13 protein-coding genes are annotated in these 16,098 nt (G+C 45.4%); 5 read left to right on the top strand and 8 right to left on the bottom strand.

What is annotated here, in order from left to right:
• Positions 1 to 77: 77 nt before the first annotated feature.
• Together D1Z90_RS12810 and D1Z90_RS12815 are read left to right on the top strand one after the other, a co-directional pair.
• Complete coding sequence (locus D1Z90_RS12810; RefSeq protein ID WP_119911164.1) at positions 78 to 5,423, top strand: ATP-binding protein; 5,346 nt, start codon at positions 78 to 80, stop codon at positions 5,421 to 5,423.
• A 9-nt stretch (positions 5,424 to 5,432) separates the two neighbouring features.
• Positions 5,433 to 6,467, top strand: coding sequence for a response regulator (locus D1Z90_RS12815; protein ID WP_119911165.1), 1,035 nt, complete (start codon positions 5,433 to 5,435; stop codon positions 6,465 to 6,467).
• A gap of 138 nt (positions 6,468 to 6,605) precedes the next feature.
• On the opposite strand, the gene D1Z90_RS12820 is transcribed toward D1Z90_RS12815, so the two are convergent.
• Positions 6,606 to 7,886, bottom strand: coding sequence for a CinA family nicotinamide mononucleotide deamidase-related protein (locus tag D1Z90_RS12820; protein WP_119911166.1), 1,281 nt, complete (start codon positions 7,884 to 7,886; stop codon positions 6,606 to 6,608).
• A gap of 136 nt (positions 7,887 to 8,022) precedes the next feature.
• Here D1Z90_RS12820 and mepA point away from each other — a divergent pair, with 136 nt between their 5' ends.
• Together mepA and D1Z90_RS12830 are read left to right on the top strand one after the other, a co-directional pair.
• On the top strand, positions 8,023 to 8,907 hold the full coding sequence (gene mepA / locus D1Z90_RS12825) for a penicillin-insensitive murein endopeptidase (RefSeq protein WP_198419178.1): 885 nt from the start codon (positions 8,023 to 8,025) through the stop codon (positions 8,905 to 8,907).
• 318 nt (positions 8,908 to 9,225) lie between these two features.
• Entirely contained in the window at positions 9,226 to 10,479 is a 1,254-nt protein-coding gene (locus tag D1Z90_RS12830) for a glycosyl hydrolase family 18 protein (protein WP_119911167.1), read from the top strand.
• 58 nt (positions 10,480 to 10,537) lie between these two features.
• Here the strand turns inward: D1Z90_RS12830 and purT are convergent, their stop codons facing one another.
• The 5 genes from purT to D1Z90_RS12855 all read right to left on the bottom strand — a co-directional run bounded on the left by purT (position 10,538) and on the right by D1Z90_RS12855 (position 14,361).
• A complete protein-coding gene (purT, locus tag D1Z90_RS12835; protein WP_119911168.1) occupies positions 10,538 to 11,716 on the bottom strand; it encodes a formate-dependent phosphoribosylglycinamide formyltransferase in 1,179 nt (392 codons plus the stop codon).
• 60 nt (positions 11,717 to 11,776) lie between these two features.
• On the bottom strand, positions 11,777 to 12,643 hold the full coding sequence (gene cdd / locus D1Z90_RS12840) for a cytidine deaminase (protein WP_119911169.1): 867 nt from the start codon (positions 12,641 to 12,643) through the stop codon (positions 11,777 to 11,779).
• Between the two features lie 26 nt (positions 12,644 to 12,669).
• On the bottom strand, positions 12,670 to 13,356 hold the full coding sequence (locus tag D1Z90_RS12845; protein ID WP_119911170.1) for an LrgB family protein: 687 nt from the start codon (positions 13,354 to 13,356) through the stop codon (positions 12,670 to 12,672).
• Complete coding sequence (locus D1Z90_RS12850) at positions 13,353 to 13,697, bottom strand: CidA/LrgA family protein (RefSeq protein ID WP_119911171.1); 345 nt, start codon at positions 13,695 to 13,697, stop codon at positions 13,353 to 13,355. Before D1Z90_RS12850 ends, D1Z90_RS12845 begins: the two co-directional genes overlap by 4 nt.
• Positions 13,698 to 13,818: 121 nt before the next feature.
• Complete coding sequence (locus tag D1Z90_RS12855) at positions 13,819 to 14,361, bottom strand: hypothetical protein (protein ID WP_119911172.1); 543 nt, start codon at positions 14,359 to 14,361, stop codon at positions 13,819 to 13,821.
• A gap of 253 nt (positions 14,362 to 14,614) precedes the next feature.
• Here D1Z90_RS12855 and D1Z90_RS12860 point away from each other — a divergent pair, with 253 nt between their 5' ends.
• Entirely contained in the window at positions 14,615 to 14,974 is a 360-nt protein-coding gene (locus D1Z90_RS12860) for a lipoprotein (RefSeq protein ID WP_119911173.1), read from the top strand.
• A gap of 44 nt (positions 14,975 to 15,018) precedes the next feature.
• On the opposite strand, the gene minE is transcribed toward D1Z90_RS12860, so the two are convergent.
• Both minE and minD read right to left on the bottom strand, forming a co-directional pair.
• Positions 15,019 to 15,282 carry a cell division topological specificity factor MinE gene (gene minE, locus D1Z90_RS12865; protein ID WP_119911174.1) on the bottom strand — a complete coding sequence of 88 codons (264 nt, stop codon included), beginning with the start codon at positions 15,280 to 15,282 and terminating at the stop codon, positions 15,019 to 15,021.
• 1 nt (position 15,283) lies between these two features.
• Entirely contained in the window at positions 15,284 to 16,093 is an 810-nt protein-coding gene (gene minD / locus D1Z90_RS12870; RefSeq protein ID WP_119911175.1) for a septum site-determining protein MinD, read from the bottom strand.
• Between the last annotated feature and the right edge of the window lie 5 nt (positions 16,094 to 16,098).

Consider the following 16,098-nt stretch of genomic DNA (forward strand, 5'->3'; position numbering starts at 1 on the left):
TGACTTAATTCAAGCGCGATTACTTTGACTATGCTTAACTTTAAATAGCTTTTCATAGAGTTATAGATAAGGGTTCGATGGTTAAGTTTTTTTCGCTGGGGGCGGTGTACGCCTTGATGTTTGCGTACAGCTGCGTGATTTCTGCTGCAGAGATGACCTCTGAGCAACAAGCGTGGCTGGCAAAGCACCAGCCTATTTCTGTTGCAATTAACACCAATAAATACCCTTACACCTATCTAGACGAAAAAGGTCAATTAGTGGGGTTAAGCATTGATCTGCTTCATGAGGTGAAGCAAGTTACGGGGATAGAATTTGAATATGTCACGGACTTGTCGCAACAAGGTATCTATCAAGGCTTAGCTGAACACAAGGTGGACCTTTACCTTACCGCTTTAAAGGATCCTCTTGAAGCGCTGCCTTTATTGTACTCTGGGCGGTATATCAATCAGCAGTACCATTATTTTGTCAATAGCGACAAAATTCAAACCAATATCAAACTCTTGCTGGGCCCAGAGTTAAAATTAGCGGTGGTGAAAGGCAGTGGTGTGAGTGCCATGGCGCAGCAAACAAATGCGCAAATCGTTGCGTTTGACTCTTCTGTTGAGGCATTGCGCGCCCTCAATGACGGTGAAGTTGATGTATACGCTGGAGAGCGCCTTGCTACTGAGTTTCTAACTCAAAGCTTGCACCTAAATAAGGTGAATGAACATCAAAGCATTCACCCTTTTACCGGCTATGAAATGCGTATCGCGACAGGAAGAGACAATCAAACTTTACTCGACATCATGTCTTATGGCTTTAGCCAACTCGGTCTTCCGTTGAGGAATGCGTTTGTTCAGAAATGGCTCGGGAAAAGTCAATTTACCATACCCATCAATGGCACTTTTGGTCATAGCCGCATTCCGTATATGTATGACCAAGGGGCAGGCATCGGCTTTGAATACTCCTTGTTGCAGCATTTATTCCAGAACATGGGCTTTCAAATGGGCGCGATCAGTCAATTTGATTCAAACCTCGCAATTGAAGCATTAAAACACAGCCAAGACTTGTATTTTGCTTCCGGTCAATTTGAAAAAAACGACCCTAATTTATTTTATTCCAAAGCTTACAGCGAGTTAAATTTTGATCTTGCCTACCTTAAAAAAGGCAATGCATCGAGGCTGTTAACCGCAGAAACAAAAGTTGGTATTATTTTCTCGCCAGAGCAAAGCCTTGTCAGCACCGCGCAAGACAGGGCATTGCGAAAGCTGCCGATTGAGAACTTTATAAAATACGCCGACATAAAAAGTGCGGCGCGGGCACTGCAAAACCGTGAAATTGATTATCTGTTTATAGAAACCCATACATTGCAATGGCTGCTCAATCTTAATCAGATCCAACAATCGGTTAGTTTGGTCAATAGCAGCATGTCGCGAGTGTCGATGCCATTATACGTAGCATTTAAAGATGCCACGATTCAAGCATCGTTTAATGCCGAATTAATGCGTCTAGAAGAAAGTGACTTTCTACCCTTACTGGAGCAAAAATACCTGCGTACCGACTTTAGGCCTAGGATCACCCGTTCGAAGCTTCTTGCGCAATTACTAGCATATTTTATATATAAGAAACAATCGCTTGATGTAAATGCGTTGTTAGCGGTGTTCTACCGGCCTGGGGATATTTATGGCATTGAGCTGATTGTCGATAGCCTCAATAAACAGTCGGTATTTTTCCGTGCTGCTGAGTCAGGTTTTGAGCGGACTACCGGATTTAATACCCGAGATTTAAATCGGTTAGAGAAAACGCTGACGTACACTGACGAAGCGGTCACAGTCAATGTGGGGAAAATCAAACTCTACAGCAAGCTGAATGTGTCACAAACGTCGGATAATGCGATTATACCGGCTTTATCCGCTTATGCTGAGTTCAGCCCCGATGCCCGTGCTTATATTGCCAAAGAATACCGGTCCTTTGGCATAGATTCGGCGCAACTTAACTTCACTGTTGAAGAGCTGGCGTGGATCAACCGTAACCCCGTTGTTCAGGTAGCCGTCGATCCGTCAGCTTTGCCTTATGAAGCGTTTGAAAACGGGCAGTACGTGGGCATGATTGCAGATGTACTCAACCTAGTGAGCAGTCGTACTGGCGTAAACTTTGTGCCCGTTTCGGTGGCGAGTTGGCAGCAAAGCACCGAGCTTATCCAACAGAAAAAAGTCATGTTAGCCTCGGCTGCGGTGGAAAATGAACTACTAAGCATTAACTACCGACCTGGTGTGAGCATTTTTTCCGACCCTTTGGCGATTGCCGTGCGTGAAGACATGGGCAGTAATGTTAGCATTGCTGAATTTTTAGAAGAAAAGGTGGCCATTTTACAAGGCGCTTCAAACACCTTAACCATCATGGAGAGTTACCCTGAGATAGATTGGGTACTGGTAGAAAATGCCACCATAGGATTAGAGCTGCTTGCCAGAGGTGAAGTGGAAGCCATGATAGACACGCGCCTAGTATTAAATTACCTAATAAATATTAGGGCGCACAGCGACATAAATATAGGTGGTTATTTAAACTTTAGCGTTTCTCCTACGCTGTTTTCGGTTAAATCTGAGCCCATTCTATTTCAAATTGTCGATAAGGCATTACGGGCTATCGATGCCAATGAAAAAAATGAAATTATCAATAAATGGTCGCCAAATAAAACCATTGAAAAGGTGGATTACGAACTTATCGCCATATTGCTTGGTTGCTTTGCAGTGGTGGTTTTGGTGTTTGTATATTCCCATTTTCGATTAAAAAAACAAATACACGTCACCCGATTGGCACAGCAAGAAAGTGAGCAGCGTAAAGAGTGGGTTTATTACATTCTTAATACGTCACCTATTGCCATGGCGATAGTGCAACATGACAGAGCCATATACACCAATAAGCGGGCTTTAGAATTGTTTAAGATAGACGAGTCTGAAATTGATAACTTTGAAGTATCTAAGATTTATTCGGACTTGAGTATGCGCCCAGTAGTCTACGAAAAGCTGAAGCAAGATGGCAGTATTATTGACTTAGAAATAGACTTTATAGATGGTAACGGGGAGCATTTTAGCACCTTAACCAGCTATTTTGTGACCGAGTATGACGGGGAGCCGGCAACGTTGTTTTGGTCGTATGACATCTCCGAGATAAGAAAGTTAAACCAAGAGTTGGGTCGAATGATTGTCGCAGCTGATTCGGCAAACAAGGCCAAGTCGGATTTTCTTGCCAATATGAGTCATGAAATTCGTACGCCAATGAACGCCATCATTGGTATGTCGCTGCTGGCGTCAAAAGAAGCTGTATCTGCAAAAGCGCGAGAGTACATTACTAAAGTCAATCAGTCATCACATAGCCTACTTGCCATAATTAATGATATTTTGGATATCTCAAAAATTGAAGCCGGTAAACTCACCATTGAAGCGCATCGCTTTAATCTGTTGCAAGGATTAGAAAAACCCATGGACATAGTCGCGATGAATGCGTCTCAAAAGTCCTCCGTGCGGTTTTTTCTCGACCTCTCACCGAATGTGCCCCTTGAATTAATCGGTGATGACCTAAGACTTGGCCAGATAATTACCAATTTAACCAATAACGCCATTAAGTTTACTCACCATGGCGCTGTTGTGCTGCGATTATACTCGGAGCTAGACAGTAACAAACAAATGCAACTGCGCATAGAAGTCAGTGACACCGGTATAGGCATGAATCAACAGCAACAAGAGAAGTTGTTTCAGTCGTTCCAGCAAGCGGATGTTTCCACCACGCGCCAGTATGGCGGTACAGGTTTAGGCCTGAGCATTTGTAAGCAGTTACTGGATTTAATGAAGGGGGAGATTTGGGTTGAGAGCGAAGCCGATATAGGCAGCACTTTTCATGTTCGCTTGCCGATAAAGGTCGCTTCGAGTGAAATGCCCAAGGCCGCATTTAAACAACTATTACTGATTTCTGATGCCGAGCCGCTAAGACACATCTTACAAGGAGCGGCGAAGTCTCTCAACATAGCTTGCCTATGCTGCGCGTCGCTACAGGAAGGGCTCGCCACCTTGGCGCAAACACACGACATAGATGGAGTCATTATTGACGGCTATTTATTAACGCCTAGCATCCTTGGTAACAATGAGCTTATGACACAGTTAACTGCCCTCAATGGTGACAAGCCGGTGTTATTTAGTCATCAAGATGCCGCTATTTCGCAACTGTGTACGCAATACGGCCTTATCGAGGTTGTTGAGCCTTGGTCGATTTGGCAACTACTGGCAAGGCTACAGCAATCAGAGGGTCCAGAAGCCGCCACATTATTAACTAACTCTCACCAGAACACTTTGGATTTTCAGCAAGCTAGGGTGTTATTGGTGGAAGATAATATCACCAACCAAGAATTGGCGCTGGGATTACTTGCGCCTCATAACTTGGCAATTGAAGTGGTAAGCGATGGTCAACAGGCGGTAGATGCGATAACCCGTGATCCTGCTTACGGCTGTATTTTAATGGACATTCAAATGCCTGTGATGGATGGCTACGACGCCAGTCGCGCCATTCGTGAAATAGCTAAACAGATTCCTATCATTGCGATGACAGCGAATGCAATGGCAGGCGATCGTGAGAAAGCCATAGGTGCTGGCATGAATGATTACATCAGTAAACCTATTGATTACCCAACGTTAATTGCCACCTTAGAAAAATGGTTACTGGTTAACACCCATAGCCAAAGGGGGAATGTGATTGAGGGAGAAGCGCCTGCTTACCGGCCCGAAAAAGTGTTAGCCGTGCTCGACCAAAATCAAGGTATGGCGGTCTGTAACCAAAGTCGTGAGTTATATGAAAAAATAATGTCGTCGTTTTTACAAAGCGCAAAACCCCTAAAAAAATCCCTGATCATTGACTTCAAAGCAGGAAATTGGGCAGAAGCTGAACGTCATGCTCACAGTTTAAAAGGTTTGGCTGCCAATATTGGCGCGCAGCAACTGGCGCAGGTGTGTCAGCAGCTTGAGTTTATTTTTGCCGTGGCAGACTTAGATTTAGATGCCAGTGTGGGTGAGAAAGTGGCTTTGTTTAAGCAACAGTTGAGGCTTGCCATTGCGGCTGTTACCCAGGCTTTAGTGCCTACGGAGCCTGAAATCACCCAGGTTGAAACGCTTCCAGATGAAGCGCAGCGCGACTTGGTTGAGCCCGAACAGCAAGCACCAGCCTACGCTGTGGCGAATGTAGCTGAGTTAGTAAGTGCGTTAGCTACCATCTCAGAGCAAGTGAAAAATTATGATTTTGAAGCGGTAGCCGCACTGGAGCAATTAGACGTCAGCGCGTTGCCACAAGTGTTGGTCAGCATTAACCAAATCAAGCAACAAATCGACAGTTATGACTATGAGCGTGCAGGCGAGCACATTCAGCAGTTAATGGCAGAGTTAGCAGATAACCAATAAAGGCGAACTATGAGTCAATTAGAACAAGACAAAGCCACCATACTCATCGTTGATGATACCCCTGAAAATATCGATGTACTGGCCGGTTTATTACGCCATGATTATAAATTAAGAGTGGCTAAAAATGGCGAATTAGCGTTGAAACTGGCGCAAATTTTACCGCTCCCTGATTTAATCTTATTGGATATTATGATGCCTGGCATCGACGGTTATGAAGTCTGTCGGCAGCTTAAGTCCCAGCCCCACACCGCACAAATACCTGTTATTTTTATCACTGCTAAGATCACGCCAGCTGATGAAATAAAAGGCCTAGAACTGGGAGCTGTTGATTATATCACCAAGCCTATAACCCCGCAGGTTGCGATGCTCAGAGTTCAAACGCACTTAGCTTTGTATGACCAAAAACGTGCGCTTTATGAGCAGGTTAAAGAACAAACCAAAGAGATTAATCAAGCTAAGCTAGAGATGATCCAGCGCTTGGGTAGAGCGGCTGAATACAAGGATAATGAGACCGGGATGCATGTTTTACGCATGGCCCATTATTGTCGAGTGTTAGCGCTCGCGTGTGGCATGAATGAACAAGATGCCGACGTCTTGCTTGACGCAGCCCCCATGCACGATATTGGTAAAATCGGCATTCCGGATGGTATTTTACTTAAGCCTGACAAATTAACTGCTGACGAATGGCAAATAATGAAAAGTCACGTTGACATAGGGGTGGATATTTTAGCAGGTGACCAAAGTTCACAACTGCTGACTATGGCTTCGCAGGTGGCGCATACCCATCACGAAAAATGGGATGGCTCTGGTTATCCTAGAGGGCTTGCAGGGCATGATATCCCCTTAGTCGGGCGCATCGCTGCCATTGCTGATGTGTTCGACGCACTCACCTCTGCAAGGCCTTACAAAAAGGCTTGGACGGTGGAGCAAGCCGTTGACTTGTTTATCCAAGAAAAAGGCAAACACTTTGACCCAGAATTGGTGGATTTATTCGTGTCGCAGCTGGATAAAATCAACCAGATCCGGGTTGGCTTTGCGGATTAACAGCTTCTGCCCGTGGACTGAAGCTGTTGCTTAGGGCATCGATGGCCGAGAAAACGTTAGTGTTCAGGATAAAAGGGTTAAGCCTGACTTGCAAATACTGCACCCTTATGAAAAAACGAAATTTTACCGATAACCGCGTTAGCCGGGGATGAGTTCGTGACTCAAGGTGTGTATAAAATCGTATTCAGCAAAGACCGGCCAGCCATCCAATAGGCGGCGCAGCATATCTAAGCTCACCATTTCGGCGATGGCTTGAATTTTATTGCGCTGCGGATGTTGAATCAGCAGCCGTTGAACATACGTGCCTTGCGCACAATTCAGGGCAAATACCACGGTACCGACGGGTTTCTCATCCGAACCACCTCCTGGACCAGCAATGCCCGTGACAGCCAAGCCGTAATCACTGCCTGCTTGGGCTCTTACTCCGTGAGCCATTGCCACTGCGACTTGCTCACTGACGGCGCCATACTGCTCAATCTGCTCGGGTGCGACACCAACCATGTCTATCTTGGCTTGATTGGAGTAGGTGACGGCGCCAGCCAGTAAGATGGCAGAGCTACCGGCTTGCGCCACCAATTTTGCAGCAATCCCTCCGCCGGTACACGATTCTGCCAAGGCTAACGTTTGCTGACGCGCTAGCAATAATTGTTGGATTTTTTCAGCAGGGCTCATTGCGTCTTTGCTGAAAACGTATTGGCCAAGAGCTTGCTCAATTTGCTGGTTGAGGAGGGCAAGTTCCTGATCCGGCTGACCCACCAGCTTCACCTCAATTTCTGGTGAGGCAGTGCGATAACCTAAATGAATGTGATCAGGGATGGTGATTGAGTTTATAAAGCGGTCGATACCGGACTCAGCTAAACCAAAAGTATTGAGCTTGTATTGCTTTTTGCTTGGCGGTAACGATAACCGTGCGGCAATGTCCGGCCATATTATTTGCGAGAGCATGGTTTTAAACTCGTGAGGGACGCCGGGGGTAAAATAAAATTGTGCTTGGTTAAATCGAAACTCAATGCCACAAGCGGTGCCAACTGGGTTGTCTATGATGTTAGCCCCTTCGGGTAAAAGGGCTTGCTTACGGTTACTTTCAGGCATTTTTCGTTGACGTTGGCGGTACTTTGCATGCATGGCATCGAGCCAAGGTTGGCGCAAAGTAAGCGCAACATTCTGCGCTTTGGCTGCAGCGGCGGCGGACAAATCATCCGATGTAGGCCCAAGGCCACCATTGACGAACACTAAGTCTGCGCGTTGGCTTGCCTCGGTAAATAAAGTCACAAGATCGTCCAAGTTATCGGCAACGGTATTTAAACGCGTCACCTGCAAGCCTTGTTGAAATAAGAACTGACACAGCCAATGGGCATTAGTGTCCAAAATTTGCCCGGTCACTATCTCGTCTCCGGTACTAATGATTTCAATCTTCATGGCATTTACTCCGACGCTAAATGGCTCACTTTATCAACCAAGTGATGTACTTCAAGTTATTCTTTCATAATAGATTACGCGATGACAGTGAGTTATTGCTACAATCGATATAAGCCGATTTAAGGAATATTGTGCTATGCCAATGCCGCGTTATATTGTTGCCTCTACCAGCCTTGTTGCTGCACTCTTTACTGCGCCATCTCTGTATGGGCAAAGTAATCCGTGGGAAACGTTCACCGATCCTGTATCAGGCCCGCCCAGTTCAGTGGGATCTTATGCCAATGGCTGTTTGGTGGGTGGCGAAGCTTTACCATTGGAAGGCGATGGCTATCAAGTCATTCGTACTTCACGAAACCGTTTTTATGCCAACCCAGTGACCATTGACTACTTGGTTGAACTGGCAAAAGAAAACAAACGCTTAGGTCGTGGCGATCTGTTAATTGGCGACATGTCGATGGTCCGAGGTGGCCGCTTTACTACGGGTCATAGCAGTCACCAAACGGGGTTAGACATTGATATATGGTTAAAGGTGGGTGATAAGCAATATAGTCGAAAAGAGCGTGAATCTTTAAACGCCTATAGTGTGGTTGATACCAAAAACTATGTTATTAATGCTAAAAAATGGACTCGGCAGCATGGCGAATTAATAGAATTAGCCGCAAGCGATCGCAGGGTTGCGCGAATTTTTGTTCACCCGGTGATAAAAGCGACGTTATGCGAAAGTGATTGGTCTCATGGTGATGAGTGGCTAAGAAAAGTACGTCCTTGGTACGGGCACCACTATCATATGCACGTGCGTTTACATTGTCCCGCTAACGATGACTCTTGTACTCCGCAAGCTGCACCTCCGGCGGGAACCGGTTGTGGCAAAGAGCTCTATTCTTGGTGGCCAAAGCCGACCAAAAAGTCCGAGAACAAACAAGTAGCGAAGCAAAAAAGCAAACCTAAGCCGTCAAATAAAGAGCAATTAAAGCTGAAGCCTTTACGGTGTCAAGACATAGTGACAGAGCAAAGCAGTTAGTATGCAGCGTCTAATAAGAGCAGTAAACCTGTTCTTTTTGGCGCTAAAACTAAGCGGTATAAATGAGGTAAGCGGCAGAAAGCGTGATAAAGCTCATGACAGAATAAAATTGAATTTTTAATGCATTCATCTTAGGTACTTCCCTATCTAAATAATAACTACGAATTAAGTCTACTTCATTCTTCCCTGTGCAAAACTTAAGCAAGATCATGTCTTCAAAATTAACCCTTTTGGGATAATGAAATTGTGAGCTGACGCTAAGAAATATGACACGATCTAACAGAATATCTACTACATTTTTTAACCTAGGATAGCGCAATGTCACATACCTCTCAGTCTCACTCACAAGCTGTCTTGGCGGCATACTTTCCTATGTGGCACGACCATCTGCAGTGGCAGGTTAATTGCCAGCATGGTTTAAGCCAAGTGCCTCATTACATTAATCACCTAATTTTATCTTTTGTTGCGCCTAACGTTAGTTATAAAGGCGATACCACTACTTTAGTGAGCGACGTATTTTTTGAAGGCGAGGACAAAGGGTTAACGAATACTGCCAGCATCGCAGATTTGGCTGCTTGCATTGCTTCTTACCGTCAGCGTTGCAAGAGCAGCAAGATTATCGTGTCTGTTGGTGGCGAAATTGGTGGCGAATTTGAACAAATAAATGGCGAAGATCTCACTCGATTATTGACCGACTTAGATTTAGACGGCATTGATATTGACTATGAACCGAGCGGCTTAATGACCGCAACGCCGCGTCAAATACAGCGTTATAAAACCATTATCGCTCGTTTACGCCATCACCTCGACAGCCTTACGCTGTGTACGCAAAAGCACTACCTATTAACTTGTGCACCTACTGGCGTAGGCGTATTCGATGCCAGCAACGAACTCACCATATTAGGGGTTAATGAGCCAAGCTTAAATCGTTACCAACAACGGCAATTTACTCACATTGCTGAAAACTTCGAGTCAGAAATTAAGGCGTTGGATCAATTGTTATCGCCGGCCCAGTGCGGGCAAGAGAATACAATTGGTGAGTGGGGCGATGCGCAAGATTTGAAACAACCTGGAGAATGCCATGTAGGCACGTTAGCCAGTGCTTATCAGTTTCCATCAAGTGGGAAAATGTTGCCGGTGTATTTGGCAAAAAATGACGGCAAGCTATGTGATAAGCTACGCTATCCTTACATTGGAAACATGTTAGACATGGTTATTTACCAAGCGTATAACATGGGCAGTGCCAACTTGTTAGCCAGGGTATTATGCTATCAAGGGCATAAAGACGTGAGCCGTTTCCTTGCTAATGCAAGTCCAAATGCCGAGGGTTTCAAAGTGGTACATGGCAACCACGTTGGCAAAGAGGCGTGGCCTCAATATGCGCATACTCAAGAGAGGTTAAGCATTTTATGCCAGTATATTATGAGATGTGACCATAACGATGGCATGAGTTTTTGGAGTTACACCAGTGTTGCCCAAGATGACAGCGTGTTTGTGCCTCCAGCTGGCCTAGGTTATGACAGCCCAGCGCAGGCATTTAAACAGGTGGCAAATGACTTGCGTTTGCTTTAGCGGATGCAAGCGCCTCGATTTAAATATTTGTCGGGGCGCTTGATAGCTAGAGCGAGTGTTACAATACTACGTCTACTTTATCTGATACTTTGATGGCTTTCGCCACGGCTTTTTCCACCGTTTCACCGCGGCATAACGCCACGCCTAATCGGCGACTGCCAGCTATATCAGGTTTACCAAACAAACGAATCTGCGCTCCTGGCACTAAAGATAGCGCTTCAGCCACGTGGTTAAAGCGAATGTTATGAGAATAACCTTCACCCATGATCACACTTGAAGCGGACGGCCCATATTGAGTGATGTCCCCCACAGGTAAGCCTAAAATGGCCCTCGCGTGAAGCGCGAATTCTGATAAATCTTGCGAGATCATGGTGACCATGCCTGTGTCATGAGGCCGAGGCGAAACTTCACTGAAAAAAACTTCATCTCCTTGAATGAATAACTCTACGCCAAATAGGCCAAAGCCACCTAAGGCTGTCACCACCTTTTCAGCAATTTTTTGGGCTTTTTGCAAGGCCACCTCAGACATTTTCTGCGGTTGCCAAGACTCGCGATAATCGCCGTCTTCTTGGCGATGGCCTATTGGGTCGCAAAAATGAATGCCATCAATTGCATTTACGGTGAGTAAGGTAATTTCATAATCAAATTTCACAAAGCCTTCAACGATGACTTTGCCTCGCGCCGCACGGCCGCCTTCTTGGGCATAGGTCCAAGCCACATCGATATCAAAGTCTTCTTCAACCACGCTTTGGCCTTTGCCTGAACTGCTCATTACCGGCTTAACGACGCATGGCATGCCTATTGATGCGACTGCTTGATCAAATTCGGCTTTGTCTTCCACAAATACGTATGGTGAGGTTGCAATGCCCAGCTCTTCGGCTGCTAATCGGCGAATACCTTCCCTGTCCATAGTCAACTCAGTCGCGCGAGCGGTGGGAATGACATTGAAGCCTTGTTGTTCAAGCTGCACTAAGCGCTCGGTGGCAATGGCTTCAATTTCTGGAATGATATAGTCGGGCTGTTCCTGCAGAATGATTTCTTCAATGGAATTGCCATCAAGCATATCTACTGTGTAATGGCGATGCGCTACTTGCATCGCGGGGGCGTTTTCATAGCGGTCTAACGCGATAACTTCAATGCCTAGGCGCTGCAGCTCTATGGCCACTTCTTTGCCTAATTCACCTGAGCCTAACAGAAGCGCTTTGGTATTGTTTGTACTATTTGCTGTACCTATCATGATTCTGATCCCTATCAAATGTCGACTAATGTTAACGTCTTAGTATGAGTTTTAGTACTGCTATTTCATTATAAAATGACTGAGTGGTGTTGAAGTAAGCTGAGCTAATAGTGGTGTCAGTTGTGACAGAGTGTCGATATGCCGATTTTGCCGTGCTACTAAAATTAACTTATCAGCCCGACGAAGCGGTAATTGCCGGCATTGAAGTTGCCAAAGCAAAGATTGAAGCGGCTGTAAACTTGGATTGTAAGCCGCATTTTCAGCGTATCGGCCAATGACTATGTCATCGTCAAATACAGCGCCTAAAGCATGATAGTAACCCGAATAGGGGGCATAACTTAAACACGCTTGGCGCTGCACGGCTTGTACCCATAGATCATTACTGCATGGCGGGCTTTGAAATTGTTGTGGTTGGAGTAAAGCATGGCTATTGCCTAAATCGTTAGGTGTAAAGGCGAACGGCAGTAATTGAGGAAACGATGCGCTGGCTTGCCCAGGTACATGAATCATCAATGAATCCGCTTCGGCGCACTCAGCGATGAATTGGCGACAATGACCGCAGGGCGGGGCATTGACATACAAATCTTGTAATCCGCGCTCCCCCCCTTGCCAAGCAAGGCTAATGGCTGCTTGCTCTGCGTGTAAACTCTGAGATAAAGGCGCATGTTTTAGCTCAATATTGGCGCCAATATACCCTTTACCTGAATTACCAATTACCAGTGCACCTACGTAAAACTGTGACACGGGAGGATCCGCAAAGGCGGCGGCAAAGGGCAAAACTGATGCCAGTTGTTGGCTTTGCCGCAGCTTGGCAATAGCATCGCTGCTGAGAGTGCCGTCAAAATTTTCGTGCTTGATGCCTGCGCTCACCGTCGCGCGTACGGATTCGGGTAACAATAACAATGCCGTGGCTAACGTTGAGGCCATGGTTTCTCCTTCTGGTTATTATCATTTTAGTTAATAATCAGTAAGTAGAGAGAAAATATTAGTGGAGTAAGCAAGGCGGTTAAGACCGCACATAAAATCAGCGAAACGGAAGAATAAGCGCCATGTAAACGACTCACTTCAATGGCTTTGGCTGTGCCAAGGGCGTGGGCGGCGGCGCCCATGGCTAATCCTTGCGCCTCAGGTTGATTGACCTTAAATATTTTTAAAATCGGTAATGCAAAGCTGGCGCCTAAAATGCCTACCAGTATCACCACTACCGCAGATAAAGCCGGGATCCCACCAATGCCAGCAGTGACGTTCATGGCGATAGGAGTGGTAACAGCTTGTGGCGCTAATGAAGCAATTACGCTGATATCTGCGCCTAGTAAATGGGTAACTAAAAGTACGACAATTAAAGAGGTAAGCACGCCCGCGCAGCAGGCAAGAAGAAGGGGAATCAATTGCGCTTTTATTTGCTGACTTTGCTGATACAAAGGGATCGCTAATGCTACGACGGCGGGCTCTAGCAGCCAGGTCAACAATTGCGCACCTCGGGCGTAAGTTTGATAAGGGGTTGCTGAAAACATTAGTAACGCCATCAAGCTGATGATTGCCAGTAAAACAGGGTTAAAAATGGGCAACGGCAACCTTTGATGTACCCAACGGAAGGCAAAAAATAACAAAATTGTAATGGGTAAGGCTAACCAGATCATTTGATAAGCCTCTGAAACATATGGCCGACAACCAGCAACACGATAAAGGTGCCTATTACCATTGCCCCCACAATTGCTGGCCATTGCGCGCCAATCAATTCAAGGTATTCCATAACGCCCACGCCAATGGGAATGAACAGTAGGGCCATGTACTTAAGCAATATATTGGCGCCGGTTTCGACTTGGTGCAGTTTAAAGATGCCCGTCGTCAGGCAGAAAAAAAGTACCAGCATGCCAATGATGCTACTTGGAAATACAAAAGGTAAGGCATGAGCGATAAGTTTACCGGCAAACAGGCACAACAGTAGGATGATGGCATCGCGAACGATCAGAAAATTCATAAATAATATCAGTACAACAGAGCAATGACCCTATTGTAAAAGACTATGAAAGAATATTCGAGGTTTGCGCTGTTTAGGCAATATGTGAAATGGTAACAGCAGACAGAGTCTGCGCCTTGAATCAATACGCTATTTCGATGCCGACACTCATTTGGCTAGAGCCATAACCTGGGATTTGTCCAGTACTGTATAAAGTTTTTAGGTTCACCGTGTCTGTCATGTCAAAGCTTAAACCGAAGCCCACCGCGAGATCCTCTTTTGATTGCGATATTTGCTGATTGTTGTTGATGAACTCGTACATGGCTTGGTCACGGTTTAAATTGGTGTAACCGGCATTGCTTTCGTCATAAAGTTGGCCAAACACTTCAAACTGAACCCCGTGGGTTGGGGCTGAAAATAAAGGTAAAGCAACAATGTCATAGAGGTTGGAGTCTTTAAACGCGCTGGGCGTGGCTTGCGGAGATAAAAAAGTCTTATTGTAGATGTCGTCGAAAGCTTGGCTCAAGGTCTGATAGGTAGCATGAGGCAAATCAAGCCAATAATTTTGATCAAGGTAACCTTGGGTAGAAACTTGGTGCTCAGGAACTTGTTTAACAACGGATGGTAAATCCGCCATTGCTTGACCGGAAACAACGACCAAAAACAGACTAATAATGGCTTTCATGGGGTACTCCTTTCCTCACAAGCAATATAACCTAGATACAAAATCGTTTCTTAAATGATGCGTCAAATTTTGCGTTAGATCGTTATAACAGGTCAAAAATGATACAAGTTTGACCCGTTTATGATTGTCTTGTGTTGTTAACTTGCAACAATGCGAATCGCAGCGCATGTTATACAGGCTTTGTGACAGAAAGAAGTGGGTCACAATGGCTAGGCCTATTCATACTATAAGTGGATATTGAGGAAAATGCTCAATGAAGTTGAAAAAAATATTTTTAGTATTCAGTGCCGTGCTTGCGCTCAGCGCATGTCAGCATGAGTCTACCCAGTGGCATAAACTCGACTTTGATATCAAAGAGATTAACGATAAAGGGCTGAAAAATGGCGTTGGCGTTGATTTTGAGTTTTGTCTGGCGCAACAAGCGTCGCTGAAACAGCAAGTTCAACAAGCGTATTCTGGATTACAGTTTCAGCAGTCACCAGGGCGCATAGGGTGTAACGCTGAGCAATGGCTGGTAATAGGGAACACGTTGCAACCGAATTACCGACAACAACTCACTGAGCTGGTGGCTATTGCAGAAGTGAGTGAGATAAAACAAACATTCTGGGAATAAAAAAGGCCACTAAAAGTGGCCTGATACCCAATACAGCGTTTGGTCTAATTATGCTTTTCATCAGGTAGAGTGACATTTAATTCAAGAACTGAAAGGTCGTCACTTTTCTGGTCTAACTGAACTGACACTTTATCCGCAGAAATATCAACGTATTTGCGAATCACTTCTAGAATATCATTTTTTAATTGAGGCAAATAATCAGGCCCAGCCAACTGGCTGCGTTCGTGCGCCACAATGATCTGTAGTCGCTCTTTCGCCAATTTGGCCGTATTTTTCTTGTTTGAACGAAAATAATCCAACAATGCCATGTTATCCTCCAAAAATACGGCTTAAAAAGCCTTTCTTCTCTTCTTCTATGAAACGAAAGTCTCGCTCTTGACCCAACAGGCGGTCAACGGCGTCTTGATAAGCCATACCGGCATCGCTTTCTTTATCTAAAATAACGGGCTCCCCTGAGTTAGATGCTTTCAGTACGGCTTGGGACTCTGGGATCACGCCGAGCAGTTTAACTGCCAAAATATCATTGATGTCTTCTACGCTGAGCATATCGCCATTATTAACCCGTTTCGGCGAATAGCGTGTTACTAAAAGGTGCTCAACAATTGGCTCTAAGCCTTGCTCTGCACGGCGAGACTTGCTGGACAACATACCGATAATACGATCGGAGTCTCGCACTGAAGACACTTCAGGGTTAGATGTAATAATAGCTTCATCTGCAAAATACAGCGCCATCATTGCGCCTTTTTCAATTCCGGCAGGGGAGTCACAGACGATGTAATCAAAATCTTCTGATAAGTCATTCAACACTTTTTCCACGCCTTCGACCGTCAGTGCATCTTTGTCACGGGTTTGTGAGGCCGGTAAAATGTATAAGTTATCCACCCGCTTATCTTTAATTAATGCTTGGTTAAGGTTGGCTTCGCCGTTGATCACGTTAACAAAATCATAAACGACTCGTCGTTCACAGCCCATGATTAAATCTAGGTTGCGTAAACCGATGTCAAAATCAACTATCACGGTCTTTTTACCGGCGACGGCCAATCCGGTACCAACAGCAGCACTGGTTGTGGTTTTACCTACACCACCTTTGCCAGATGTAACGACAATAATTCGTGCCATTTCCA

Origin of the sequence: Motilimonas pumila, assembly GCF_003596335.1 — a bacterium.
In the GTDB taxonomy this organism is placed as follows: domain Bacteria; phylum Pseudomonadota; class Gammaproteobacteria; order Enterobacterales; family CBDFNC01; genus Motilimonas; species Motilimonas pumila.